Source organism: Ignavibacteria bacterium (assembly GCA_017303675.1).
Taxonomy (GTDB): Bacteria; Bacteroidota; Ignavibacteria; order Tepidaquicellales; family OLB5; genus OLB5.
The window spans coordinates 1,329,078-1,352,972 of sequence record JAFLBX010000001.1 but is presented as its reverse complement, the minus strand read 5'-3'; the positions used below and the strand labels follow the sequence as shown (position 1 = coordinate 1,352,972).

The 23,895-nt window shown below is 37.5% G+C and carries 21 protein-coding genes; 15 read left to right on the top strand and 6 right to left on the bottom strand.

Annotation, left to right across the window (positions count from 1 at the left end):
- Window positions 1–176: 176 nt before the first annotated feature.
- On the top strand, window positions 177–1,808 hold the full coding sequence (locus J0M37_06125) for a T9SS type A sorting domain-containing protein (GenBank protein MBN8584657.1): 1,632 nt from the start codon (window positions 177–179) through the stop codon (window positions 1,806–1,808).
- A gap of 30 nt (window positions 1,809–1,838) precedes the next feature.
- On the opposite strand, the gene J0M37_06120 is transcribed toward J0M37_06125, so the two are convergent.
- Window positions 1,839–3,293 carry a hypothetical protein gene (locus tag J0M37_06120; protein ID MBN8584656.1) on the bottom strand — a complete coding sequence of 485 codons (1,455 nt, stop codon included), beginning with the start codon at window positions 3,291–3,293 and terminating at the stop codon, window positions 1,839–1,841.
- A 218-nt stretch (window positions 3,294–3,511) separates the two neighbouring features.
- Here J0M37_06120 and J0M37_06115 point away from each other — a divergent pair, with 218 nt between their 5' ends.
- Window positions 3,512–5,152 (top strand): SBBP repeat-containing protein, encoded by a 1,641-nt coding sequence (locus tag J0M37_06115; protein MBN8584655.1) that lies wholly within the window; start codon window positions 3,512–3,514, stop codon window positions 5,150–5,152.
- Between the two features lie 48 nt (window positions 5,153–5,200).
- Here J0M37_06115 and J0M37_06110 read toward each other — a convergent pair whose 3' ends face one another.
- Window positions 5,201–6,640 (bottom strand): hypothetical protein, encoded by a 1,440-nt coding sequence (locus J0M37_06110; protein ID MBN8584654.1) that lies wholly within the window; start codon window positions 6,638–6,640, stop codon window positions 5,201–5,203.
- A gap of 294 nt (window positions 6,641–6,934) precedes the next feature.
- Here J0M37_06110 and J0M37_06105 point away from each other — a divergent pair, with 294 nt between their 5' ends.
- The 11 genes from J0M37_06105 to J0M37_06055 all read left to right on the top strand — a co-directional run bounded on the left by J0M37_06105 (window position 6,935) and on the right by J0M37_06055 (window position 16,440).
- Window positions 6,935–7,270 carry a fibronectin type III domain-containing protein gene (locus J0M37_06105; protein MBN8584653.1) on the top strand — a complete coding sequence of 112 codons (336 nt, stop codon included), beginning with the start codon at window positions 6,935–6,937 and terminating at the stop codon, window positions 7,268–7,270.
- A gap of 207 nt (window positions 7,271–7,477) precedes the next feature.
- Window positions 7,478–8,257: a nitroreductase family protein gene (locus J0M37_06100; protein MBN8584652.1), complete on the top strand. Its 780-nt coding sequence runs from the start codon at window positions 7,478–7,480 to the stop codon at window positions 8,255–8,257.
- Window positions 8,254–8,592: a hypothetical protein gene (locus J0M37_06095; protein ID MBN8584651.1), complete on the top strand. Its 339-nt coding sequence runs from the start codon at window positions 8,254–8,256 to the stop codon at window positions 8,590–8,592. Before J0M37_06100 ends, J0M37_06095 begins: the two co-directional genes overlap by 4 nt.
- Before the next feature lie 73 nt (window positions 8,593–8,665).
- Complete coding sequence (locus J0M37_06090; protein MBN8584650.1) at window positions 8,666–9,088, top strand: hypothetical protein; 423 nt, start codon at window positions 8,666–8,668, stop codon at window positions 9,086–9,088.
- Window positions 9,089–9,202: 114 nt separating this feature from the next.
- Window positions 9,203–9,880 (top strand): metal-dependent hydrolase, encoded by a 678-nt coding sequence (locus J0M37_06085; GenBank protein MBN8584649.1) that lies wholly within the window; start codon window positions 9,203–9,205, stop codon window positions 9,878–9,880.
- 9 nt (window positions 9,881–9,889) lie between these two features.
- Window positions 9,890–10,777, top strand: a complete 888-nt coding sequence (locus tag J0M37_06080) for a ParA family protein (protein MBN8584648.1) — start codon at window positions 9,890–9,892, stop codon at window positions 10,775–10,777.
- Between the two features lie 16 nt (window positions 10,778–10,793).
- Complete coding sequence (locus tag J0M37_06075; protein ID MBN8584647.1) at window positions 10,794–11,726, top strand: ParB/RepB/Spo0J family partition protein; 933 nt, start codon at window positions 10,794–10,796, stop codon at window positions 11,724–11,726.
- 12 nt (window positions 11,727–11,738) lie between these two features.
- Entirely contained in the window at window positions 11,739–13,964 is a 2,226-nt protein-coding gene (locus J0M37_06070) for a S8 family serine peptidase (GenBank protein ID MBN8584646.1), read from the top strand.
- 117 nt (window positions 13,965–14,081) lie between these two features.
- Complete coding sequence (locus tag J0M37_06065; GenBank protein ID MBN8584645.1) at window positions 14,082–15,155, top strand: T9SS type A sorting domain-containing protein; 1,074 nt, start codon at window positions 14,082–14,084, stop codon at window positions 15,153–15,155.
- Window positions 15,156–15,374: 219 nt separating this feature from the next.
- On the top strand, window positions 15,375–15,935 hold the full coding sequence (locus J0M37_06060; protein ID MBN8584644.1) for an outer membrane beta-barrel protein: 561 nt from the start codon (window positions 15,375–15,377) through the stop codon (window positions 15,933–15,935).
- Window positions 15,936–16,011: 76 nt separating this feature from the next.
- Window positions 16,012–16,440 (top strand): cupin domain-containing protein, encoded by a 429-nt coding sequence (locus tag J0M37_06055; protein ID MBN8584643.1) that lies wholly within the window; start codon window positions 16,012–16,014, stop codon window positions 16,438–16,440.
- Between the two features lie 144 nt (window positions 16,441–16,584).
- Here the strand turns inward: J0M37_06055 and J0M37_06050 are convergent, their stop codons facing one another.
- From J0M37_06050 to J0M37_06035, 4 genes are all read right to left on the bottom strand, one after another.
- On the bottom strand, window positions 16,585–17,421 hold the full coding sequence (locus tag J0M37_06050; protein MBN8584642.1) for a hypothetical protein: 837 nt from the start codon (window positions 17,419–17,421) through the stop codon (window positions 16,585–16,587).
- A 111-nt stretch (window positions 17,422–17,532) separates the two neighbouring features.
- Entirely contained in the window at window positions 17,533–19,185 is a 1,653-nt protein-coding gene (locus J0M37_06045) for an arginine--tRNA ligase (GenBank protein MBN8584641.1), read from the bottom strand.
- Window positions 19,186–19,450: 265 nt separating this feature from the next.
- Complete coding sequence (locus tag J0M37_06040) at window positions 19,451–21,127, bottom strand: (2Fe-2S)-binding protein (GenBank protein MBN8584640.1); 1,677 nt, start codon at window positions 21,125–21,127, stop codon at window positions 19,451–19,453.
- A gap of 121 nt (window positions 21,128–21,248) precedes the next feature.
- Complete coding sequence (locus J0M37_06035) at window positions 21,249–21,830, bottom strand: VTT domain-containing protein (protein ID MBN8584639.1); 582 nt, start codon at window positions 21,828–21,830, stop codon at window positions 21,249–21,251.
- Window positions 21,831–22,029: 199 nt separating this feature from the next.
- Between J0M37_06035 and J0M37_06030 the strand changes: the two genes are divergently transcribed.
- Both J0M37_06030 and J0M37_06025 read left to right on the top strand, forming a co-directional pair.
- Window positions 22,030–22,644 (top strand): DedA family protein, encoded by a 615-nt coding sequence (locus tag J0M37_06030; protein MBN8584638.1) that lies wholly within the window; start codon window positions 22,030–22,032, stop codon window positions 22,642–22,644.
- A 212-nt stretch (window positions 22,645–22,856) separates the two neighbouring features.
- Window positions 22,857–23,369 carry a hypothetical protein gene (locus J0M37_06025; GenBank protein MBN8584637.1) on the top strand — a complete coding sequence of 171 codons (513 nt, stop codon included), beginning with the start codon at window positions 22,857–22,859 and terminating at the stop codon, window positions 23,367–23,369.
- Window positions 23,370–23,895: the final 526 nt, after the last annotated feature.

The following is a 23,895-nucleotide window of genomic DNA, read 5'->3' as shown; positions in this document are numbered from 1 at the left end:
AATGTTTTAACATTTTTTGCTATTCTGTGGAATTCCTCAGTGTAAAAATCTTGGTACTTTTTACAATGCAATTTCAAATTTCTCTCTTTGTCAAAGGGGGTGTTGGTTTCCTAACTTTGTAGCAGTTGAATGATTCACAAATAAAAAACAATAAAACAAAGAAAGGAATTACAACAATGAAAACATTCACAACTTCAACATGGATCAAGTTAGCAATCTGGATAGTATTATTAATTATTCAACTTTGTTCAGTACATGCCAGTGATTGGGTTAAGGTACATGGCTCACAGGGAGTTGATATCGCAAACTATACGGCAATTGATAACTCCGGAAACGTATATGTTACTGGCTTAGGCGGTTCAGTCACCATGAAATCTACGCTCATCAAATATGATCCATCAGGGAATATTGTTTGGCAAAGAACCTTTGATGGAGCCGGTTCCGGGCATGGCATGGGACTAAAACTGTTGATCGATCCCCAGGGTAATATTTTCGTTTTCAGCTCTATATACGGTTTCGGACAGGATTATGATTTTTATATCATAAAGTATGATCCTAGCGGAAATGTAATTAGTTCTGCCAGGTACGGTCTAACAGGCTCTGATGAAGGTTTTAACGATGCATGTTTTGATAATAATGGTAATATAGTTGTTGTGGTTTCAGGTAAAACAACCTCTCTCAGTACCGATGAAGATATCATTATAATGAAATACAACAATATGTGTGTTGTTCAGCAGTGGCAGTCATTTAATCAGTCCGGTTCAGTTGAATACGCAAGAAAACTGCTTATAAACAGTAACAATGAAATATTTATTATCGGGTCAACTACAACAAACGGTAACCAGAATTTGCTTGTTTTAAAATACAGTTCACTTTTTCAATATCAGAATATGTATGTATATTCAGGATATGTAAATCTGGCTGATTATTCTAACTCGGCTGTATTACATCCGGCGGGCGGGATAGTTGTAGCAGGTGTAACACAAAATACTGCCATTTCTTCTGACTTTACAATCATTAAGCTTACTAACAATTTATCGTATGAATGGATGAATGCAAACAATTTCCAGTACGAAGCAGCTTCTGCCAATGATTTAACAATTTCAGGCGGAATAATTTACGCAACAGGCGGAACTTCTAATGGTAATCGTACCTATGCTATGACTGTTGCATATGATTTCAACGGCACTATTCTTTGGAGCCATAGCTATTCAAGAGATACATCTACCAATGGTCTTAACAGCGCATTTTGCATAAAAGCTGATAACTTCGGAAATATTTACACAGCCGGAGTATCGGGTAGCCACTCTACAAGTTTTGATGCTATGATATTGAAATACAATACAACAGGCACACTTCAATTTGCATACAACTATAACGGTACCGGTTTCGGTATGGATTACTTTAAATCTTTGGAAACTGATCAATATGGTAAAATTTATGCCTGCGGATTTACCTTTGTCAGTGGGAATAATCCTGAATTCATTACCGTTAAGCTTACAGGTTCATTAACTGGGATTAACTCTTCCAATTCTCAAATTCCCGCAGACTTCAGCCTGAAACAGAATTACCCGAATCCTTTTAATCCAAGCACAAAGATCGAATTCAGTATTGCTAAGGCAACTTTCGTAAAAATGGCTGTATATGATATCACAGGTAAGGAAGTTGAAGTATTGGTAAATGAAAACCTGAGTGCAGGATCATTTGAAGTGGATTTTAATGCTTCTAAATTAACAAGCGGTGTCTATTTCTGCAAAATTACAGCAGGTGAGTTTACTGATGTAAAAAAGATGATGCTCACAAAATAATACAATCGCATCGATCAAAAGCCTGCGCAGTTATTTGTGCAGGCTTTTTTCTATTCTGTCAATTCTTTCAAGTAACCATGATTTGTTTATCATTGATCTGTTATCAGATATTTCCTTTCTTATTTTATAAAGGTCAAAATCTTTTTCCTCAATACGGTTCTTTATATCGAACAGTTTCTTTGTGTAATTAACATAGCTGTTAATAACGCTCCGCGTAAGCTCGGGGATATGTTTTTCATTAAGAAGGAAGTGCCTGTAGCTGTCAACGTGACTGTAAAAGGGTTCAATTTCATTCATATCGTAGTATATCTTCAAATAAATCGATTTAAGCTGGTGTTTATAAGAAAGATCGTCAGTTTTTACTTTTGCAGCCATGTTCAAGGCTTCATTAAACTGTGCTTTATGATAGAACACCAGCGCTCTGCTGAAATTATAGGAGTTCTCGCGGTTCGTTTCATCAAGCTCCGGTTTATATTTTTCAATAAACCCTTCTACCCAGAGCGACTCACCTGCTTCAAGTCCGGTAACCACAACGTTCAGATACTGAATGTGATCAAGATATTTCCTGCTGCCTTTATAATACCCGCGCTCAATGTTTTCCTTAAACAACAAAAATTGTTCTTTCCTGAAATTAAGATCACCTTTATTTACTTTGAAATAGCAATAATTTGTCAGTATTGTAAATATGTCTTTTCTGTCTTCATCCCTGAACTTATCGTATGATTGGTATACTATGGATTTTAATTCATAGAAATACTTCTCATCCTGTGTCCTCGAAAGTTTAAAGGCATTATAATAATACTGAAGGTATATTACATCAGGGAATTTTACGATCTCTTTATCAATATAAACCTCAAGCTCGCTTAATGCTGAGTCCCGCTCAAACCTGAACATACTGAGGTTTGAATTGGCAATATTAGTTTCACTGCGTAGCATGGAGATCAGGAATGATATAGTCAGATTTTCAGCTCCCTTCTTCAGAAGATCATTTGAGCTATAAAGCGAGCTTTTTAGATTGCTTATAAATTTCCGTTTTTCATTTAACAAAACAAAGTTGCGGTAAAAGTACTCTTCGTTTTTTGCCGAGCTGTTATCAAGCAATTCCATTGCATTTAACTCAGCGCGTTCAAACAGTTTTACCATCTTGCGTTCGCTCAACTCCCTCATAAGCGCAGCAGTTGATTCAAATTCATTAAGCTGCTGCCTTTTCACAGTCAAATAGCTTTCCGCCAGTTCAAGGGTTTTAGAAAGTATGTTCCTCATAACCCCGTCATTATATTTTTTACCGGGATATAGCCTGGCAAACACTTTTTCTTTATCAAAGTTCTTACTTTCGAACGAAGGATAATATTTTTTTAATATTTCATAAAATTTTAACTGGATTGCTTCCCTGTTAAAAAAAGGGGATGCTGTAAATAGACCGAATTCTTTGAATTCAGTTTCACTGAATGTACTAATGAGATCAATTGCTTTGCTCGAGATCATAATTAATAGTGCATTTTGTTAGACAAAATTACTGTTTTCTTATGACATTTCAAAATGATGCAAATATCACAACTATTGTTATTTCAATAATTTATATTATGTAATATTGGAATACACCTTATGCTCTATGGTGCATAATTCAATAAAGTTTCTTTGCCGAACTGATTACATAAAATTATCTTTGATTAAAATAATAACTCAAAGAAAAGGAGTAAAAAATGAAAACAATCACAAACAAACTCATCGCTTTTTTAACACTTTTGGTTTCAGTTTACATTTACGCACAGCCGGCTCCTCCGGTTTCCTGGGTCAGAGATAATATTTCCGGTCAGTCAAAAGATATGGTAATTGATAATTCAGGAAATATATATATAACAGGTGTCACATATGCCGGCTCATCCAATGATTTCTGCACAATCAAATACAACAGCTCCGGCATTCAGCAATGGACTGTTACATATAATGGTTCAGCAAATCTTGGTGATGAAGCAACCTCAATTGCTTTGGATAACCAGGGGAATATTTTTGTTACCGGAACAGCAAATATAGATTATAACAACACAGTATGGACAGGAGACTATTGCACTATAAAATATAATTCATCCGGTCAGCAGCAGTGGGCAAAAATATACAGCGGCAATGCTGCCGGAAGAGATATTCCTTTCAAAGTAGCCGTTGATGCGCAGGGTAATGTTGTAGTTACCGGACAGTCATATATTGATGCCCAGCGGAACGATGATATAGTTACAATTAAATATTCCCCAGACGGCACTCAGCAATGGCTGGTATTTCATGATGGAAGCGCGGAGACTCCTGAACAGGATTCCGGCAGAGATATGGTTCTGGATTCGCAGGGAAATATTTATATTTTCGGGCACAGTACTAAGCTGGTTACATGGTATGATCTGTTCCTAATAAAATATAATTCCTCCGGTGCTGTACAGTTTACAAGGGATTATTCAGGGCCTTTTAACAATACTACCGAATACGGTGTTGCAATAGCACTGGATAATTCAGGAAATATTTATTGCATAGGAGAGCTTAGTGATGGCAATCTTGCTGTTTTAAAATACAACTCTTCAGGTGCACAGCAATGGGTATATATATATACATCAAACTTTTTTAACAATGCTAAAGATATCACAATTGATCAGGGAGGCAATGTTATTTTCTGCGGTTCAGCCGGTGCAAATGGATTTATTGCAAAATTAAACAGTGCAGGTACATTGTTATGGAATAAATTAATTACAGGTACAGGCGGAAATGAGATAGTTAACAAGATCCATACAGATGCAATGAATGATATTTACATTACAGGTAAAGTAGCGGCTGGTACATACTTTGATCTGATTGCGGAAAAGATCGATCCTGCCGGCAATACTCAATGGCGAGCCTCATATAACGGCAACGGCAATCACAATGATTTCGGAAATGCGATCGGGATGGATGGTTCAGGGAATGTATATGTTACCGGCGGCAGTAATGTCAGCGGATTCAACAATATGTGTACAATAAAATTTGCACCGGGCACTATCGGGATCAACCCTGTTTCAAATGAAGTGCCTGATAAATTCTTTCTATCTCAGAACTACCCCAACCCATTCAACCCTTCAACAAAGATCAAATTTTCAATTCCACTCTCAAAAGATGTGACCGCCGTAGGCAGTCGGGGTGTGTTTGTTAACCTGACAATTTACGATGTTATGGGCAGAACTGTTGAAACACTGCACGAAGGCGAACTTAAACCCGGCATTTATAAAGCTGACTGGAACGCATCTGACTTCCCTAGCGGAGTGTATTTTTACAGGTTAAGTGCGGGAAGCTTTTCTGAAACAAAAAAAATGATCCTGGTTAAATAAAATGAACATTTCTTTTCAAAAGCCTGCTTTTTAAAAAGCAGGCTTTTTTCACAGCGCAAGCTCTCCCATTTTTTTCAGCAGCCACTTTTTGTTATATACGTCACTTTCTGCAGTAATTTTTGAAAACAGTGCTGTATAATTTTTTTTGTTTAAGAAAAGTTTATTCCTCTCAATTTTCTTCAGGTATTTTATAAAAGCTGAATATGTTTTTTTCCTTTCACTGTTAAGCAGAATATCATTAATAATGAAATGGTTAAAAGCATCTATGTGTGCCATTAACTGAACTGAGTAACCTAGCTCGAAATACAGCATTGCAGTTAAACATTTGCATTTAAGCTTATGATAAACATCGTTATACTTTACTTTTGCTAAAATTTCCAGTGATAAGCTGTAATTCCCTGATTCAAATTCATAAAGGGCTCTGGCGTAGTTAAATGCATTTTCCCGCAATCCTTCAGGCAGCCTGTTTTTATAATCTGTTATGAAATTTTTTGTCCATTCAAATTCTTTAAGCTTTAGAGCAGTTTCTGTAACCGTGGTAAAAAACCGGAAATGAGATGTGCCGTGATACGGCAGTATGTTTTTTTCAATTCCTCTTTTATAAAGCTCAAATACCTCTGATTCAAGCTCATCATGACCCGATGCAGCCTTTCTGCTGCAAAAATTTATCAGGTTTATGTAAATATTATAAACGTGGTCCCTGTCCAGAGTATCTTCATACAGCTCAAGCTGTTCTTTTATTCTGTAATAATTTGCAAGATCATCTTTATTAATGAACAGCAACAGCTCATAATAGCTTATCAGTGCAGCCGGAACTTCCTTTAGAGTATCTTCGGAAAAAATTTCGATGAATTTATTTATTCTTGATGTATCAAAATCATAGTTATAAATGGCTTTAAGATTATACAGCCTTGTATAATCACCGGCAATACTGCTGAAATAAAAAATTGAAAGATAATCTGTCATTTCCTTTAGCCCGGTTTTTTTTACTATTTTTTCATACACATCAGGCTTTTTCCTGATATAATACAGGTACTTTTCATTTTCCAGATTATATTTATCCAGGTAATATTCATAATCCTTCACTTTTTCTGCATCAAGTTTCCTTTCGATATTTTTTAGATTTTTCTCGATCTGCCGGTCAAGCTGTCTGTCATTCAGTTCATACAGCAAAAATGTTTTATCTTTATAAAATGAGCTTTTATAACGTGTGAATGAAAGATAATTTTCAGCTATGGCTGAAAGTCCGGATATAAGCGTCCGCATGAAACCGTCATTATATTTAACGCCCGGAAAAATCGCAGCAAATACCGCTTTTTTTTCTACTTCTGATTTTTCAAATGCAGGGTGTCTTATCCTTAGGTAATTGCTTAGCTTAATAATACTTTGATTTTTATTGAAAAAAGGTGAGCTTACATATTCGCTGAATTCCCGTATCTCTTTCCGGGAAAATGTGGAGAGGATCTCAATTAATATACTTTTCTTCATAGTATTGCTCCTTGTTACACAGAAATTGAAGGATCAAAAAAAAGTATAGCCGTAATTATTATCGATAATATTTTCTTAAACTTACCAAACAAATCAAAAAAATATTCATAAACAGCGTTATCTTAAACTTATAATTAATTGTTTCAGATTTTAACAATTGATTAGGTCAGATATTCGCAAAATAATATACAAAAACCGCAAATTCGGTACAAAAAACAATATAACTTACATATAATAGTTTCATTGAATATTTAGTTTATAACAGGATATTTTTGTTTTAAAGAAAAGATTAAAATGAGATCATCCCACGGAACTGAAAATAATAATCGGCGGCAAAGATCAATTACGTGCAGAAGTGACTCCCCCATAGTTCTGAATGCCGCCGGGGGTGATTTAAAAGGTGAGATCAATTTGATATGGGAGCCCGATCTAAGCGCTAAATATTATCTTGTTCAGAGATCCACTTCCGTGAAGAAACCATACAGGTGGAAAATTGAAGATATAGTTTCTACAGTAAAATATACTGTTTCAAATTTAAAGAGCAATAAAAATTATATTTTCAGGATTGGCTCCGTAAATGAATCGGGCAAATGTTCATGGAGCAGACCTGTTGTAAAAAAAGCACCCTGAACTTTCTAATTAAAAGTAAATTCAGAGGACCAAGATATTACCGTGTTCACGGTAGAATATTTTATCAATATATACAGCATATTTGCTTTGTTATTGAAATACCTCCAAATAATTTTAATAATATTGTTTAAGCTAAGGCAGGTCTAAAAACCTGCCTTTTTTATTTAGTGTTTATCTTATAGTATAGTTAAAATAACAGCTAAAATTATGGATCTTCTGGAAGCAATTGTTAACCGAAAAACCGCGAATTCTAAGTTTGCGGAAAAAAAAGTATCTGATGAACATATCGAGCTTCTTATCAAAATGTCATCCCACAGCCCAAGCCACTTCAACAGCCAGCCATGGCGGTTTATAGCAGTAACTGATGAAAATGTAATAGGTAACATTGCCAAAATTGCAGGTGATTCAATGGTTCAGTTGATGGAAGACGGAAGATTCTGGAAGCAATACCGGAAGTATTTCAGGTTTTCTGATGAGGAAATAGAAAAAACTAAGGATGGCATTCATGTTGATCACCTTCCCGCAGTTTTAAAGCCTTTTGTTAGAACGATCTTTTCAGAAACCGGCGGAAAGGTTATGGCTAAGTTCAAAGTACCAAGGATACTTGGAAATGATGAAGAAAAGCTTGTTGCATCATCTCCCCTGCTTTTTGTGATTTGTTTAACCAGAGATGAATACAAAAAAGAAGAGCTTTCGGGATTCTATTCCGTTATATCAATGGGCGCTGTTATTCAGACTCTCTGGCTTGTTACAACATCAATCGGGATGGGTATGCAGTTTATATCTACGCCTGGTGAGATCCCGGAGAACTGGAAAGCTATTTCTGATATGCTGAATATTCCTGATGAATTTGAAATGTGCGCAATTTTCAGAATGGGATATGTTGATCCCGGTATTAAGCGCCCCACTATAGACTGGCGCTCAAGCCAGAGGAAACCTATTGAAGAGCTTTCTTACAAAGATAAATGGGGGGTTCCGATAAAATGAATACTGATATTGTAAGCATTGTTACTGTAACAGGACTTTTACTGTTTATATATAACTATTCAGTAGGCTGGATAGCCGGTTTTAAAATTTTAAATATAACTAAGCTTCATCATAAGCTTATCTATATATTATTGCTGCTGAATATATTTTTATTGCTGTTTTCACTCGATTTTTTATCAAATAAATTCCTTCTTTATCTGATTTCGTTTTTATTTCTTTTATTTCTTACATACGGTTCAAAAGGGGGTATTTACCACAGGATAATTTCCACTGCTGCCTTTGCTCTTTATATCTTCACCATGCTTAATTACCAGTTTTTCAAATTTATAGATTAAACTTTTTTATTTATTTTCTGTCTAAATTTCATACAGGAAAATTATTATTAAAATTAAGGAGAAAACAAAAAAAATGTTACAATTTACTGTAAAAACTGCTGCAATTTTTCTGATCATGTTCGTTTTTAATTCTGTTTCTTTTTCACAAAATGACGGGACACCTCATGATAAAGTTAAAGCTGCTCTTAGCAACATGCCCGATAAAATGAATGCCGGAGAAACTATTACCATCACTGTTACAATAACAAATACGGGTACTACAACCTGGACAAACGCGAATTTAACAACAAAAGAACTGGGACAGTTTGAAATATCAAAGCTGAATGATGTGGTATGGACCCTTGAGCCCGGTCAGTCAAAAGACCTGCAATATCAGGTAAAAGCACCTGAAAAACCAGGAACTTACAGGATGAAGATCATCGTAAATAACGGCGATAAAAAAATTGGTTCCCGCTCAAAAAAAGTATCCGTTGTTTCCAGCGAAGGAAGCAAATAATATATAATTTCAGAATGTAAAAGGCAGGTTTTTACCTGCCTTTTTTATATAATTGAATTACAATTTTAAATACCCTAACTTTGCTTAATTTCCTATTAAATACATAGAATCATGCTGAAAATTACCTATCACGGGCACTCTGCCTTTGAAATTAATACCGGTACTTATAAAATTCTTATAGACCCGTTTTTCACTTATAATAAAAATGCAAAAGTAAAGCCTTCTGATATTAAAGCTGACTTTATTCTGCTTTCACACGCGCATGCCGATCATTTGGGAGATACCCTTGAAATCGCTAAAAATAACGAACTGACAGTAATTGCTGCCCATGAGCTTTCTGAATATCTGAATACCAAAGGATTAAAAACACACGGTATGGGCATTGGCGGGCAGCGTGAATTCCCTTTCGGAAAAGTTAAGCTCACAATTGCGCACCACAGCTCATCAATTGAAAGTGAAAACCTGTATATGGGTGAACCTGCCGGTCTGATCATTACTATCGGAGATAAGATCATTTATCATGCAGGCGATACCGGTTTATTCCTTGATATGAAGCTAATTGGAGAAATGCATAATATAGATCTCGCTCTGCTTCCCATTGGTGATAATTACACTATGGGTATTGATGATGCCGTTAAGGCTGCGGATTTCCTGAACTGCAAGTCAGTTACCCCGATGCATTACGGTACATTTGATGTAATTGATACCAACCCTGAAGAATTCAAAAGAAAAGTGGAATCCATCGGCAAAAAATGTGTTATTATGCCTTATGGTGAACCATTAGAAATTTAAAGAGAAAATTTGTCAAAGATAATTTCAATAGCTAATCAAAAAGGCGGTGTTGGCAAAACAACGACAGCAGTGAACCTGTGCGCTGCTCTTGCATCCTGCGGCTGCAAAGTTCTGCTTGTTGATATTGACCCGCAGTCAAACGCCACATCAGGCCTCGGCTTTTCCACCAATTCAATGAAAGGCTCGGTATATGAGCTGTTGACCGGCGTTACCGCCCCTAAAGAATGCGTTCAGCAGACCGAGGTTCCAAACCTGTTTATAATCTGTTCCAACATAAATCTTGTTGGCATAGAAATAGAAATAGTATCAATGCCTGAGCGTGAGTTCATACTTAAAAAAAGGCTTGATGAAATCAAAGAGTATTTTGATTTCATTTTTATTGATTGCCCTCCATCGCTCAGCTTAATTACGTTGAATTCACTTGTAGCGTCAGATTCTGTATTAATACCTGTGCAAAGCGAATATTACGCGCTAGAAGGCTTAACGCTTCTGCTAAATACAATAAAAATGATAAAATCACGCCTGAACCCTGAGATCGAAATTGAAGGATACCTTCTTACTATGTTTGATGCAAGGTTAAGGCTTTCAAACCAGGTTGCAAGTGAGCTGGAAAAATATTTCCAGGATAAGCTGTACCCTGTAAAAGTTATGCGTAATGTTAAGATCAGCGAATCCCCTTCCTTCGGAAAGCCCGTTGTTGTATATGATCCGCTATCTGTTGGCGCAAAAAATTACACTGAGCTTGCAAATGAGTTCCTCCGCCGGAACGGCAAAGAACAAATGCAGAAGTTCGATAATATCCTCACTTACGATGCGCCGAAATTTGAAGTTGTCAACAAAGAAAATGACCCGCCAACAGGCGGTGAAAGCAGTAATGTTAACCAAAATATAAGGTAACAATAATTGAATTATTATGTCTAAAGATAAACCAAAAGGCGGACTCGGAAAAGGTCTTGATGTGCTCTTCGGAGGCTCTGAATCAGCAGAACAATCTCAGAGCGTCCCTGAATTTCACAGAAACATTACAGAGCTTAATCCAAAAAGTGACGAACAGATCCTTTTTATTGAACTGGAAAATATTAAAGCTAATCCATACCAGCCCCGTAAAGAATTTGACAGTTCTGAGCTGAATGACCTGGCTGAATCCATTAAACAAAAAGGCGTTATCCAGGCTATTACTGTCAGAAAAATGGAAGACGGCACGTACGAGCTTATTTCAGGTGAAAGAAGACTCCGTGCCTCAAAGCTTGCCGGCATAGAAAAGATCCCTGCATTTGTGATTGATGTTTCTTCCAAAGAAGATTTGCTTGAAATCGCGCTTATTGAGAACATTCAGCGCGCTAACCTGAATTCAATTGAAGTTGCCGAAGGTTACAAAAGACTTATAGATGAATGCGCCCTCAGGCAGGAAGATGTAGCCGTTAAAGTAGGCAAATCCAGGAGCGCTGTTGCCAACACACTAAGGCTTTTAACGCTTCCCGAAGAAATTAAGCTCAGCATCAAAAAAGGAGAAATATCCGAGGGTCATGCAAGGTCTATACTTGCGCTTGATAATGATGTTGATAAAATGCTCCTATGGAAAAGAATTACATCTGAAAATCTAAGCGTCCGCAGGACCGAAGAGCTGACAAAAAAGAAAAAATCAAAAACAGCTCCGCGAGAAAAGAAGATCTACGAAATTACCGACCAGAATAAGGCTGCTATAAAATTTCTCGAAGAAAAGTTCATGGAGCATTTCGGCACCAGGGTACGTTTAAGCCCTTCCTCACCCACAACAGGTACAATTGTTATTGAATATTACACCGCTGAAGATCTTGAGCGGATAATAGATCTCTGTAAAAAATAATTTTTTAAATATATGAAATTACTGTTAACTGCTGTTTTCATCTGTTTGTTTTCACTGCATTCTGCCTATGCTGAGGTGAATTATTATTTTTATAATGGCCTCCCGGTAATGCTTGAACAAAGAGATGATAAGCTGGCAGTTATTACAGATAACACTTCCTTTACCGTTCAGAATATTTCAGAAAGAATTAAAAACCGGCTTTCTGCTTCTGATACCGTAAAAATTGCGGATGAAAAAGTTATTATTATAACATTATCCGGAAGCAAAGTATTTTCAAGAGTAAATTCTGCCTTGCAGTCGCTGGTGGGAATTCCGGGAATTAAATTCATTACAAAAACTTATTACGGCTCTTCACAAAGAGTGATACAGGTGCCAACAGATGAATTTATTGTAAGAATTAAGGACGAAAAACACCTGGAAGCACTAAACAGGCTTAATGCTGAAAACCGCTGCATAATTTTAGGGAATGTTGGCGATAAAAAAGGATTTCTGATAAGATCACTTCCCGGCGTCAATAAAAATGCGCTTGAGCTTTCTGATATTTATTATTCTTCGTCAATATTTGAGTATGCCGAGCCTAACTTCTTATATCCTGAATTCTGTTTACTGCATTATACACCAAATGATACGTACTTTTCTTCACAATGGGCGGTTAACAATACAGCGCAAAATGTTACAACAGGCGGTGTATCCGGTGCCGGCGACGGCACAACCGTAAACGGTTTAGCAGGCGCAGATATGCGCTTAACCCAGGCATGGGATTACACCATGGGCTCTTCTTCTATCGAAGTTGGCGTTTTCGATACCGGTATTGATTCCACCCACCCTGATTTTCAATCATCAGGCCACTTGCTTCCCGGTTATGACGGTTATTACAATACAAACACAGTTCCCCGTGATTCAGGCAGCCACGGAACCTGTACAGCAGGACTGATAGGCGCAGTAACAAATAATTCGCTTGGCATTTCAGGAATTGCACCAAACTGCAAGCTGATGGCGCTAAGGATTTTCAATGCTGCAGGAAGCTCTACAACAACAGGTATCGCAAGATCATTTGATACTGCGCGCGTTCGCGGAATCGATGTTCTGAGCAATAGCTGGGGAGGCGGTTCTGTAAATGCCACAATGACTAATGCTATAAATAGTGCGGCAACATCAGGCAGAGGCGGACTTGGTTGTATAATACTGTTCTCATCAGGTAATGATGGAAGAAACCCTCCTTCCTATCCATCATATCTGGCAAATGTAATTTGCGTCGGAGCTTCTACAACTCATGATCAGAAAAAAGCGCCGGGTACCGGCAACCAGTACTGGTGGGGCGGAAATTACGGTGAATCAGTTTCTACCGGTGATATAGAATGCGTTGCGCCAACTGTCTGTTATACTATTGACAGGCAGGGATCCAGCGGCTACAACACAGCAGCAGGCACATCCGGTGATTACTACGATGTGTTCAACGGGACATCATGCTCCTGCCCAAATGCAGCAGGAGTTGCAGCGCTTGTGCTTTCAGTAAATACCTCACAAACCAGGCTGCAGGTAACGCAGAACTTATTATATGGTTGTGATAAAATAGATAATGTTCCCTACTCATCATCCAAAACATACGGCAAGTGGAATGATTATTATGGTTATGGCAGAATAAATGCATATAATTCTGTCAGACTTGCTGCAGGTACAGATGTAATCCCGCCATCAATAAATCATACTAACGCTGCAAGCCATAACAGCACCTACCAGACTTTGCTTACAGCAAATATTACAGATCATGACGGAGCAAGTGTTCCAACATCCGGCACTTCAATGCCCATGGTTATTTACCGCTCAAATAAAAATAATGCGGGATGGAGCTCATTTGATTCACTTTACGCTTCATCAAATTCAGGAAATAATTTTTACTTTAATATTCCCTGCTTCGGATGGGAAACCGAAGTACAGTATTACATTAAAGCCGTAGATTTTTCCGGCAACATAGCATACTTCCCAAAAGGCGCTCCAAATACTTTCTGGCTTTGCTATTTTGCCGTTGGCAGCTTAACTGAATCTACCAACAAGCTTTCCGCCTGGTCACCCCCTGATGGAGGTGCCGGTGTTTCCGGATCAGTGAACTTCAGTGATTTTAAGATACTGAGTACAAAAGTACGGATTTATCTTCGTCATACTTGGGTAAGCGATAATATTTTATATATATGGTCACCAATTTCAGATAATAATAATAACAGAAAGTGCCTGTTTTAGAAAAACGGTTCTACATCAGATAATATCACCGGTGCATATGTCAGCGACTCTGCATCGCAATTCTGGTACCAGGTATCACCACCGTATACCAACGGTACATTTTACCCTGAAATCACTATGCGCGGTTATAACGGTACATCTGCTTCAGGTAACTGGAGATTTTTAAATTATGATGTCGCATCAGGCGATGCGCCAACTTATGACAGCATCAGAATTACATTCGTAAGAACTTTAGGCACAACCAGCTCTGCTGCCAGGGTTAACAGCTCCGCTGATACAACAATTGATTTCGGTGTTATTCCACAAAGCTCTTTTGTTGATAAAGATTTTTATATTAAAAATTCAGGAACAGCAAACTTAAGCGTAAGCGCGGTTAATTATACAGGCTCATATGCGGCTGATTTTCAATTGCTCACTTCACTTCCCGGTGCAATAGCACCCGGTGATAGCGGCTTATTTACAGTAAGGGCAACCAATGCCATAGGTATGTCAAAAAGCGGTAATACGCCGCAGCTTGATGCGCCTAACGGAAATATGGTCTTAACTACCAACGATCCCTCAAAACCAAACTTAAGCGTAACGCTTATTACAGATTACGCGCTTCCTGTCAGCCTTGCTTCGTTCGAACTTTTCGTGCAGAAAAAAGATGTGAAGCTTGAATGGAGCACTATGGGTGAAATAAATAATGCCGGCTTTGAAATACACCGCCAGTCAATTGATAAGAACGGGAATCTTTCCACATGGGTTAAAGCCGGATTTATTGAAGGAAGCGGTACAACCGGCGAACAGAAATTCTATACTTTTACAGATATTAAACCCGGAAATGGAAAGTTCAATTACCGCTTAAAACAAATTGACCTGAACGGTAATTACGAAATTTTTAACGCAGCTTACCCTGTTGATATCGGCAGACCCGTTAATTTTGATCTATCACAGAACTACCCCAATCCTTCAAACCCTGTTTCTAAAATTGATTACCAGCTGCCGGTTGACGCTTCAGTTAATATTTCTGTATATGACCTGACCGGAAGACTTGTCAGCACTTTGATAAATTCCAAAATGGATGCAGGCTACTACACAGCAACATTTGACGGTACAAATATTGCAAGCGGTATATACATATACCGCATAATGGTAACGGGTAATGAATTGAGCTTCACTTCAGTTAAAAAACTTGTACTGGTAAAATAAAATTTTTACATCTCCGCCTTTTAATTTAAAGAGGGCTTAAAACTTCAAAAAGCTGAAAATTCAATTATTTTCAGCTTTTTTTATTACAAAAATCCCCTTTCACCTGTTAATTTATGGCGAATTTCGTTTTTTCCTGCTGCTTTTTCACAGCAATATTACAACATTGAAATCAGATTAATGAACAATTAACAAACTAACTATTTTAAAAGGAACCAAAAAATGAAAATGCTTTTATTTTTAGCAGCACTAATATTTATCGGCGTAACAACATATTCACAAACCTACCAGAAATCTTTCGCTTCACTTGGCGGAGTTATTTCAATTCCCGTAGGTGATATTTCAGTTGCATGGGGCGTTGGATTCAATGTTCACGGCAATGCAGGATATGTATTTCATAAAAATGTAGCCGCAAGGGTAGACCTGCAGTATAATACTTTTCCGTATAAAGAATCAGGAGACTATTCAGGCTACAGCCTCAAATCAACTTCAATCATGGGTGATGTAATGGTCGGTATGTTTGATAAGGATGCAGATATTAAGCCATACGGCTTAGTTGGTATGGGTCTTTACCTGAACAGCGTAAGCGATATGAAATACCAGGGAGTAACTTACTATCGCGGCTCGAGCGAAACCAATTTCGGTATGAAAATTGGCGGCGGTGCTGCTTTCAAAGTATCACCCAGACTCTCACTTTTTGGTGAAACAAGCTTTAATATTATCTTTGGGGAAGGCACTGCTAATTACCTGCCAATAAAAGCAGGCGCAACAATTAATTTCTAAACTATAAATATGTTGCTGGTGAACTTAAACACAAGCAATGCACCACCAACAACGCAAAAAAATAAAAATTAAAAAAATGAATAACCAATTAACTGAAGTTTTAAAATATTCATACAGGGAAGCAAAATCAGGTTTTCCTTATATCAATAACAAAGATGTAACCTTTGTTGAAATAAAAAGTATCATGCCATACGGCAAAGAAGTTGCGATATTCAACGGGTTTGAGAATAATTCAAACGTATCATTTTTCCTTTGTGATTTTTCACCGGGCATCGGTCCAAAAAAACACCGCCATCCGTATGAAGAAACCTTCATAGTGCTTGAAGGTGAAATGGAAGCAATTGTTGAAGGCACAACATACATTGTCAAAGAAGGCAATATTATGGTGGTACCTGCCGGTAAATGGCATGAGTTCAGCAATAAATCAGATAAAAAAGTAAAAACTGTGAACATCCACCCGGTTGCAGCAATGGATACCCAGTGGTTCAGCGATGAATCAGCTTAAAATTTACAAACCCCCGTTTCAGACATTTCAACATAACCTCTAAAACCAAAAATACAGCATCAATCGTTCTCTTCAATATTACCCCAAAACATAAGGCAGCCTAAAAGGCTGCCTTTGTCTTTTGAAGAAAAAAATGAATGATAATCAATATGAAAAATCAGGAATTCTTTTGTACTTCAATATTTTGTTTGCAATATAGCTAACCCTTGTACCAGGATTTTTCTTTGCTAATTTTTCGAGGAACTGAATCATCAATTTTTCTTCTTTTAGATAATCTCTAAGAAAAAAAGAAAAGTGGAAAAGATGTACATCGGTATACCATGCATTCGGATTAACTCCAAATAAATATGACATGTCTTTATTCATAAGTTTATAATCACCTTCATAATATTTATTCAGTGATGTTAATTCATAATATGCAAGATTTAAATATGATTTATTTCTGCTGTCATATAAAAATTCTCTCCATTTTAAGAATCTTTCATATTTATCTTTAATTGCTGAATATTCCTTGCAACGATTATAGATGTCATCATTTTCATCATACCCTATTCTTAATTTCACTGTATCTGACCCTTTCATATAAACAGAATATGTTCCGGGTTCGAAATAAGTTGAATATCCTAAATATTTGTCCGAAAATATCGGAGCTCCGTAAGATTCATATGTGCTGCCTGGTTTAATTAATATAGGATTTCCGATACAATCAATAATAAGTCCTTGCACTCTATTTGGCACCCCATGATCATCTTTAAAAATTAACTTATTTGAAATATCATCTTCAAGGGAACAATTATATATTAATTTATAAGGTATTGTATCATTATTGATATATTTAACTCTTGCTACAATAAGTTCTGAATAATTATAAACGGTTTTTTCAAAACTTAATTTTAGAGTCAGTTTATTCTCCTGAGAAAATAAACTTGAACTTATAATAAGTAAGAAGAGCATTAGGAGAAAGGATATTTTTGTTTTCATAATTACAAAAATAAGGGGTTTTTATAGAAAATGTAATTAAAAAATTAAGACATTCTTTTAAATTTGTTAATCTGCAAAATATTAACTCTGATGAATCCGCTTAATCTGCGATCACATTCTCTCCGGCGCAGAGATCCCGATTATATCAAACCCGTTTTTCAGCACAATCCGCGCAGCTTCGCAAAGCTTTAACCTTGCATATGAAAGCTCCTTTGCTTCGGCATCAATTACGCGGTTGTTATGGTAGAACCTGTGATAATTCTCCGCAACTTCGTTCAGGTATGTAATTACTTTATGCGGCTCAAATGTCGCTGCGGCTGATGCTACTGTTTCCGGAAAAGCGCTGAGTATCTTCATCAGGCTTAATGCCTCTGGGGAATCAAGCAAACTGTAATTTATATTACCTTTAGAGCTGTATTCGGGGAATACTTCAGCAGCGTTCCTTAAGATGCTGCAAATCCTTGCATGCGCGTACTGCAGGTAGAAAACCGGGTTTTTATCAGACTGCTCGCGAGCAAGTGCAATATCAAATTCCAAATGTGTATTAGCGCTTCTCATCACAAAAAAGAATTGCGTAACATCAACACCAATATCTTCGATCAGGTCATTGAGGGTATACACATTATCAGCGCGTTTGCTCATTTTTACAGGTTTGCCGTCCTGCACAAAGGTAACCATCTGGTGAATTATCACCTTAATTTTTGATGTATCATATCCAAGGCCTTCAATTCCGGCCAATACTTCCTTATAAGTATCACCGTGATCTGCACCGAAAATATCAATTATAAGGTCATACCCGCGTTTTAATTTATCAATATGGTATGCCATATCAGGCAGCCTGTACGTTGGCTCACCGGTAGCTTTAACGATCACTTTATCGGCGGCATCTTTTTTATTCTTCAGTAGCTCACTTGTTTTCAGCCAAACAGCCCCGTCCTTTTCGTATGATAAGCCGCGCTTTTTGAATTCTTCAAGCGTTTCGGTGATCTTACCTGATTCATATAAAGAGCTTTCATTGAAGAATATATCATGAGTGATGCTAAAATTATGCAGTGTTTGTCTGATTGATTTAAAACACCAGTTCTCGCCGGCTTCGCGGAAAATTTTATCATCTGAATCTATAAGTGTGTCCCCGTGTTCCTTATCAAGTATTGCGGCAATTTCTTTTACGTAATCACCTGCGTAACCGTCTTCAGGGAATTCATATTCCGGCTCATATATCTGCCTGTAACGGGCATATACAGATCTCGCAAGATTATCCATCTGCTTACCGGCATTATTATAGTAATATTCGCGTGTTACTTTATACCCTGTCCACTCAAGCAGATTAGCTATAGCTTTACCAAGTGCAGTCTGCCTGCCGTGGCCGGTATGCAGCTCACCGGTGGGATTCGCGCTCACCCATTCAATATCTGCGGTTTTACCTGCATTTTCATTTAACCTGCCAAAATTACCTTTTAGCTCATTTATTTCTGCAAGCTTTGCTGCGTAAAATTTATCTGCAATAAAAAGATTTATAAATCCGGGACCTGCAACTGATGCTTTTGTTATATACTCATCCGGCAGGGCAAGCTCTTCAATTATTGACAGCGCAAAATCCTTCGGATTTTTGCCGAGCTTTTTGGCATACATCATTGCCGCATTGCATGAAATATCACCATGGGCAGCATCTTTAGGCCTTTCAAGAATAACGGATGCACCATCAACCCCAAGTGAGCAGAGCGCATTTTTAAACTTATCCGATACGTATTGTTTTATATCCATTTTTTTTCCTTTGAAAAACCCCCATCACTATTCATTCTTGTTTATAGCAATTAGATTAAACATTGTACCCATATCATTCAGAAATTTAATCCCCCCTTTGCCAAAGGGGGGACGATAGTATTGAGTATTTTTACAATCGAAGATTAACCGAAACTCAAAATAACCCAAAGACACAAATGGGGGTTCTGCACACTTTTTAAATCAAGAAGGGTTCATAATGAACCCTTCTATGTTAACTCTCTAAGCCTCTATTCCTGCCTGTAAACTAAGCTGCAACTTCTTCGGTCTGCCCAACAACTGCGCCAAGCTTACCTATAACCTCATAGCTCATACCGTTTAAAGCAGGTACTTTTGCAGCAATATCATCAAATACTTCTTCTGTGTTATCGTATCCAAAATCACTGCCAAGCACTTTTGCCATCTGAGAAATTACCTTCCATGCCGGTCTTGCGTTGAACCTTGTACCTTTTGTCCACCTGTCATTGTGAGAGCCGAACTTATCTAGCCTGCTTACCGCAAATTCACCCGGAAGCCTTTCCTGCTCAAGTGTTGCAACAGCGGGCCTTATGCGCTGAACCCTGTTCTGGAAATTAACGAATGTTCCGTTAATTTCAGCGTATGTTGATGCAGGCAGAACCACTGTAGCCTTATGGCTCTGCTCGTAAAAATTGCTTATATGCAGCACGGCAATTTCAATTGCCTTTGCGATATCGTCAGTTCTTTCAAGCCTGCCAAGGCTGTCATTCAAAATATATACCATCTTGAACTGCCTGTTAAGTATCTTATCAATGAACTTCATATCAATTGGATTTATACCCAGCAGCTTTAATCCTGCCGCATTCGGGGTTTTATCTGCCCTTAATAGAAGCTTATCATCTTCTCCTTCTATGTGAGGTATATATGCAATATTATCGCAGCCTGCAATTTCTTTTGCAAATCTCTGAAGCACAAAGTTATCTTCAAGTGTTGAGTACGGCGATGCAATGAATGCCAGCTCTTCTGCTTTGTAATTCTTAATTTCAGAAATTACCCTTGCAATCGCGTCATCCCAGTCACATTCCTTAAGTCCGCCTGATTCCTGCGAAACATCCTCTTCACGCATCATTGGTGAGTTCACCCTTGTTGCTTCATCATTTACGAACTTATATGTATTAAGCCTGCCGTAGTCGCACATCCAGTACTGGTTCACATCCATATTTTCCCTGGGTGTTAATCTTTTAATTACATTATCCCTTACCCATATCTCATCATTGCAGCCCCTTGCGCAGCCTGAGCAAACACTATCTGTATGGCTCATATCCCAAACCCTTGCGCGGAAACGGAAATCACGTGAGGTCAATGCGCCAACCGGACAAAGTTCTATAACGTTCATTGAATACGGGTTATCAAGCTGTTTGCCAGGGAAAGTTTCAATTGTAACTTTTTCACCGCGGTTCACAAATGTAAGCTGCGGATCGCCTACTACTTCTTCGCAGTATCTTATACATCTCGAGCAGCTTATGCATCGTTCCTGGTCAAACATAACATGCGGACCCAGCTCAACGCGTTTATCTTTATGATTTTTCTCTTCATCAAACCTTGATTTGCCTATGCTGTATTTGTATGCATAATCCTGGAGCTTGCACTCACCTGCTTCATCGCAAATTGGGCAATCAAGCGGATGGTTTATAAGCAGGAATTCCATTACAGCATTGCGCATATGAATTGCCTTTGGTGAGTTTGTATGAACCACCATTCCTTCAGTACAATGTGTAGCGCATGCTATCATACCCTTTGGCGCTTTTTCAACTTCCACCAGGCAAACACGGCAGTTGCCCGCCACGCTTAATGATGGGTGCCAGCAAAAATGAGGTATTTCTATTCCTGCTGCCTTGGCAGCTTCTATTATAGTTTGACCCTGAGAGTATTCAAGTTCTTTTCCGTCAAGAAAAAATGTAGGCATAATGTGAAATTTTTTGAAATAATTCTTTAAATTTACCTGTTTTAAAGGGTTTTATCAATATAAATTTTTGTGATGTTTTTTACAAAAGGGTATTCATTTAAGCTGAAACCAATTATTGCAGCTAAGCTGCAGATCTTCTTTTCCGGATATAATGTTTTATGTACTTATATATACCCGGAGAAATTGAAAGAAATACTATAATAATAATAACTTTATCTATGTGATTTTCAATGCCGGGTATAAGCCTTCCTAGGTAATACCCCAGAAGAGTCATACTTAAAACCCATGTAAAGCCTCCGATCACATTATATTGCGCAAATTTTATATACTGCATTTGAGCAATACCTGCAACAGTTGGCGCAAATGTCCTGATTATCGGCATAAAACGGGCAATAATTATTGTGATTCCACCGTGTTTTTCATAAAATTCCTGAGTTTTTATCAGGTAATCCTTTCGGAAAAAGAACGATTTTTCCTTCTTGAAAAGCCTTGGACCCGTTTTTGAACCGATCCAGTACCCGGTTGCATCACCAATTATAGCGCAGGGTATTAAAATGAGGTTTAAATACCAGATATTCAGCAGCGGCTGGCCTGTTACAGGATCCGGTGTGGCAGCAAAAAGACCGGCAGTAACAAGCAGTGAATCACCCGGCAGGAAAAAGCCCGCCAGAAGGCCTGTTTCAGCAAATATTATTATTGCCATCCCAACGTAACCCGCCCAAACTACCAGCGATTTAACATCGTATATCTGATGTAGTATTTCTTTAATTAATTCCAAATGAAGTAGCAAAATTACCTATTTTATTAAGAACCCGCAATGATAGATAACTTACATATTATGAATTAATTTTATATTATTGTAATCTGAAAATTACTTTTCAATTTAAACAATCAAATAATATTTGAAACCACTTAGAAAACTGTATGACTGGGTTCTGCATTGGGCTGAAACACCGTATGGAGTAACCGCGTTATTTATACTTTCTTTCATTGAATCATCATTTTTCCCTATCCCCCCTGATGCGCTATTAATAGCGCTTTGCCTGGGCAGCAGAAAGCTTTCATTTAAATTCGCTTTGTATTGCACAATTGCTTCAGTTCTCGGTGCTCTTGGCGGATACGCAATTGGTCATTACCTCTGGTATAATTCAGCGGGACAGTTTACATGGATTGCTAATTTTTTCTTTGATCATATACCGGGCTTTACACAGCAGGCATTCGCTGAAATTGAAACTCAGTATAAAAAGTGGGATTTCTGGATCATCTTTACTGCCGGATTTACACCTATTCCGTACAAGCTTTTTACTATTACATCGGGAATATTTAATATTAATATCCCCATGTTTATTATAGCTTCAATTGTCAGCCGCGGCGCCAGGTTTTTCCTTGTTGCATTTCTGATATGGAAGTTCGGCGAAAAAATAAGGAATTTCATCGATAAATACTTCAATATTCTGGCACTTGTTTTTACAGCCTTGCTGATTGGCGGCTTTGTGCTCGTCAAATATGCAATATAAAGTTATATTTTATATATATTAAGCATTATTCACACCCCTCTTTCAGAGGGGTTTTTTATTTAACTATTATAATTTGGCGCGCTTTGTCAATTCATTTTTGCCTTTTGCCTTTTTACTTTTGCCTTTTACATCTTGTTACATTCTATACAAACGGAATTACAATCAGCTTAGTATGTTTGTACTAGTTAAAATTTAATGGAGTACTATATAATTTGAAAATTTCAGCAACAAAACCACAGGCAATAATAACACAGCCGTTTTTCAGAGTACCAAAAGTACTGGTTTTTGCAGTAATGTTCGTTGCTTCTATGATAGCAGGCTCAAAGCTTCATGCTCAAAATGAAGATGCCCCTGAAAAAAACGGCAGCTACGAAGAACCCGGCATTAACCAGCACGGCTCTCAGAATGATGATGATCCAATGGGTAAACGCCCGGGTCCGCCGCCTGAAGTAAAAACAGAACCGCAGATTTTGGCTGAAGATATTAGCAGTTTGCTTAGTGAAAGATTAAGCTTATCAGGAGAACAAAGATCAGGTGTGTATGATGCTGTGTTGGATTATGCGTCAACTCATAACAGATCAAATTTCGATCACAGTGAGCTTGACCTGAAAATTGAAAAAGTTTTGACAAATGAGCAGATCGTAAAATACCGTGAGTTCATTAAAAACGGACCGGATAGAAATGCTCATCACCATCACGAACATGATGATAAGCCCGTAAGATAAAATTTATATCCGGCAAAATTGGTTAATTAACAGAACTAAATAAAATTCAAAGCCGGAACAAAACAACAGGATCAAAAGTGTAATATAAAAATACTAACACTGATATACACATAAACGAAGTGTTGCACAATTCTTCAAACTCACCAATATCCTCTGTGCCGCAATAGTAACCCAAATTACATTGCGGCTTTTTTTTATGTATCCCGCAGAATTTATTTATAGTTGCCGGATAAAAGGCTTTTTAATCAGGATTACCACTAACAAAATGCCGAAAAAAGCACAATTTACGCCTTATTTTTGGTTTTACAATTGTTTTTGCAAACATTAATGGTTAATTTTGTATGATATTTTTATGAAAGTCTATAATTTTGAAAGGATTTCGTGGAAGAGCTTCAAAACCCCGAAAGTACGGCCGATGGCAAAGTACAGGTTAACCCCAATGTTTTAAACGGTAATGAAAAAACCGGTTCAAAAAGTGTTTTTGACGAACAATACAGCGAAGATTCAGGTAAAGTAAACAGTATAA

Coding starts and splice junctions, on each gene's coding strand:
- J0M37_06100 (MBN8584652.1), top strand. CDS start 7,478: ATGGATCTTCTGGAAGCAATTGTTAACCGAAAAACCGCGAATTCTAAG.
- J0M37_06065 (MBN8584645.1), top strand. CDS start 14,082: ATGCGCGGTTATAACGGTACATCTGCTTCAGGTAACTGGAGATTTTTA.
- J0M37_06120 (MBN8584656.1), bottom strand. CDS start 3,293: ATGATCTCGAGCAAAGCAATTGATCTCATTAGTACATTCAGTGAAACT.
- J0M37_06035 (MBN8584639.1), bottom strand. CDS start 21,830: ATGGCAATAATAATATTTGCTGAAACAGGCCTTCTGGCGGGCTTTTTC.
- J0M37_06070 (MBN8584646.1), top strand. CDS start 11,739: ATGAAATTACTGTTAACTGCTGTTTTCATCTGTTTGTTTTCACTGCAT.
- J0M37_06090 (MBN8584650.1), top strand. CDS start 8,666: ATGTTACAATTTACTGTAAAAACTGCTGCAATTTTTCTGATCATGTTC.
- J0M37_06045 (MBN8584641.1), bottom strand. CDS start 19,185: ATGGATATAAAACAATACGTATCGGATAAGTTTAAAAATGCGCTCTGC.
- J0M37_06115 (MBN8584655.1), top strand. CDS start 3,512: ATGAAAACAATCACAAACAAACTCATCGCTTTTTTAACACTTTTGGTT.
- J0M37_06095 (MBN8584651.1), top strand. CDS start 8,254: ATGAATACTGATATTGTAAGCATTGTTACTGTAACAGGACTTTTACTG.
- J0M37_06060 (MBN8584644.1), top strand. CDS start 15,375: ATGAAAATGCTTTTATTTTTAGCAGCACTAATATTTATCGGCGTAACA.
- J0M37_06050 (MBN8584642.1), bottom strand. CDS start 17,421: ATGAAAACAAAAATATCCTTTCTCCTAATGCTCTTCTTACTTATTATA.
- J0M37_06110 (MBN8584654.1), bottom strand. CDS start 6,640: ATGAAGAAAAGTATATTAATTGAGATCCTCTCCACATTTTCCCGGAAA.
- J0M37_06105 (MBN8584653.1), top strand. CDS start 6,935: ATGAGATCATCCCACGGAACTGAAAATAATAATCGGCGGCAAAGATCA.
- J0M37_06075 (MBN8584647.1), top strand. CDS start 10,794: ATGTCTAAAGATAAACCAAAAGGCGGACTCGGAAAAGGTCTTGATGTG.
- J0M37_06040 (MBN8584640.1), bottom strand. CDS start 21,127: ATGCCTACATTTTTTCTTGACGGAAAAGAACTTGAATACTCTCAGGGT.
- J0M37_06055 (MBN8584643.1), top strand. CDS start 16,012: ATGAATAACCAATTAACTGAAGTTTTAAAATATTCATACAGGGAAGCA.
- J0M37_06125 (MBN8584657.1), top strand. CDS start 177: ATGAAAACATTCACAACTTCAACATGGATCAAGTTAGCAATCTGGATA.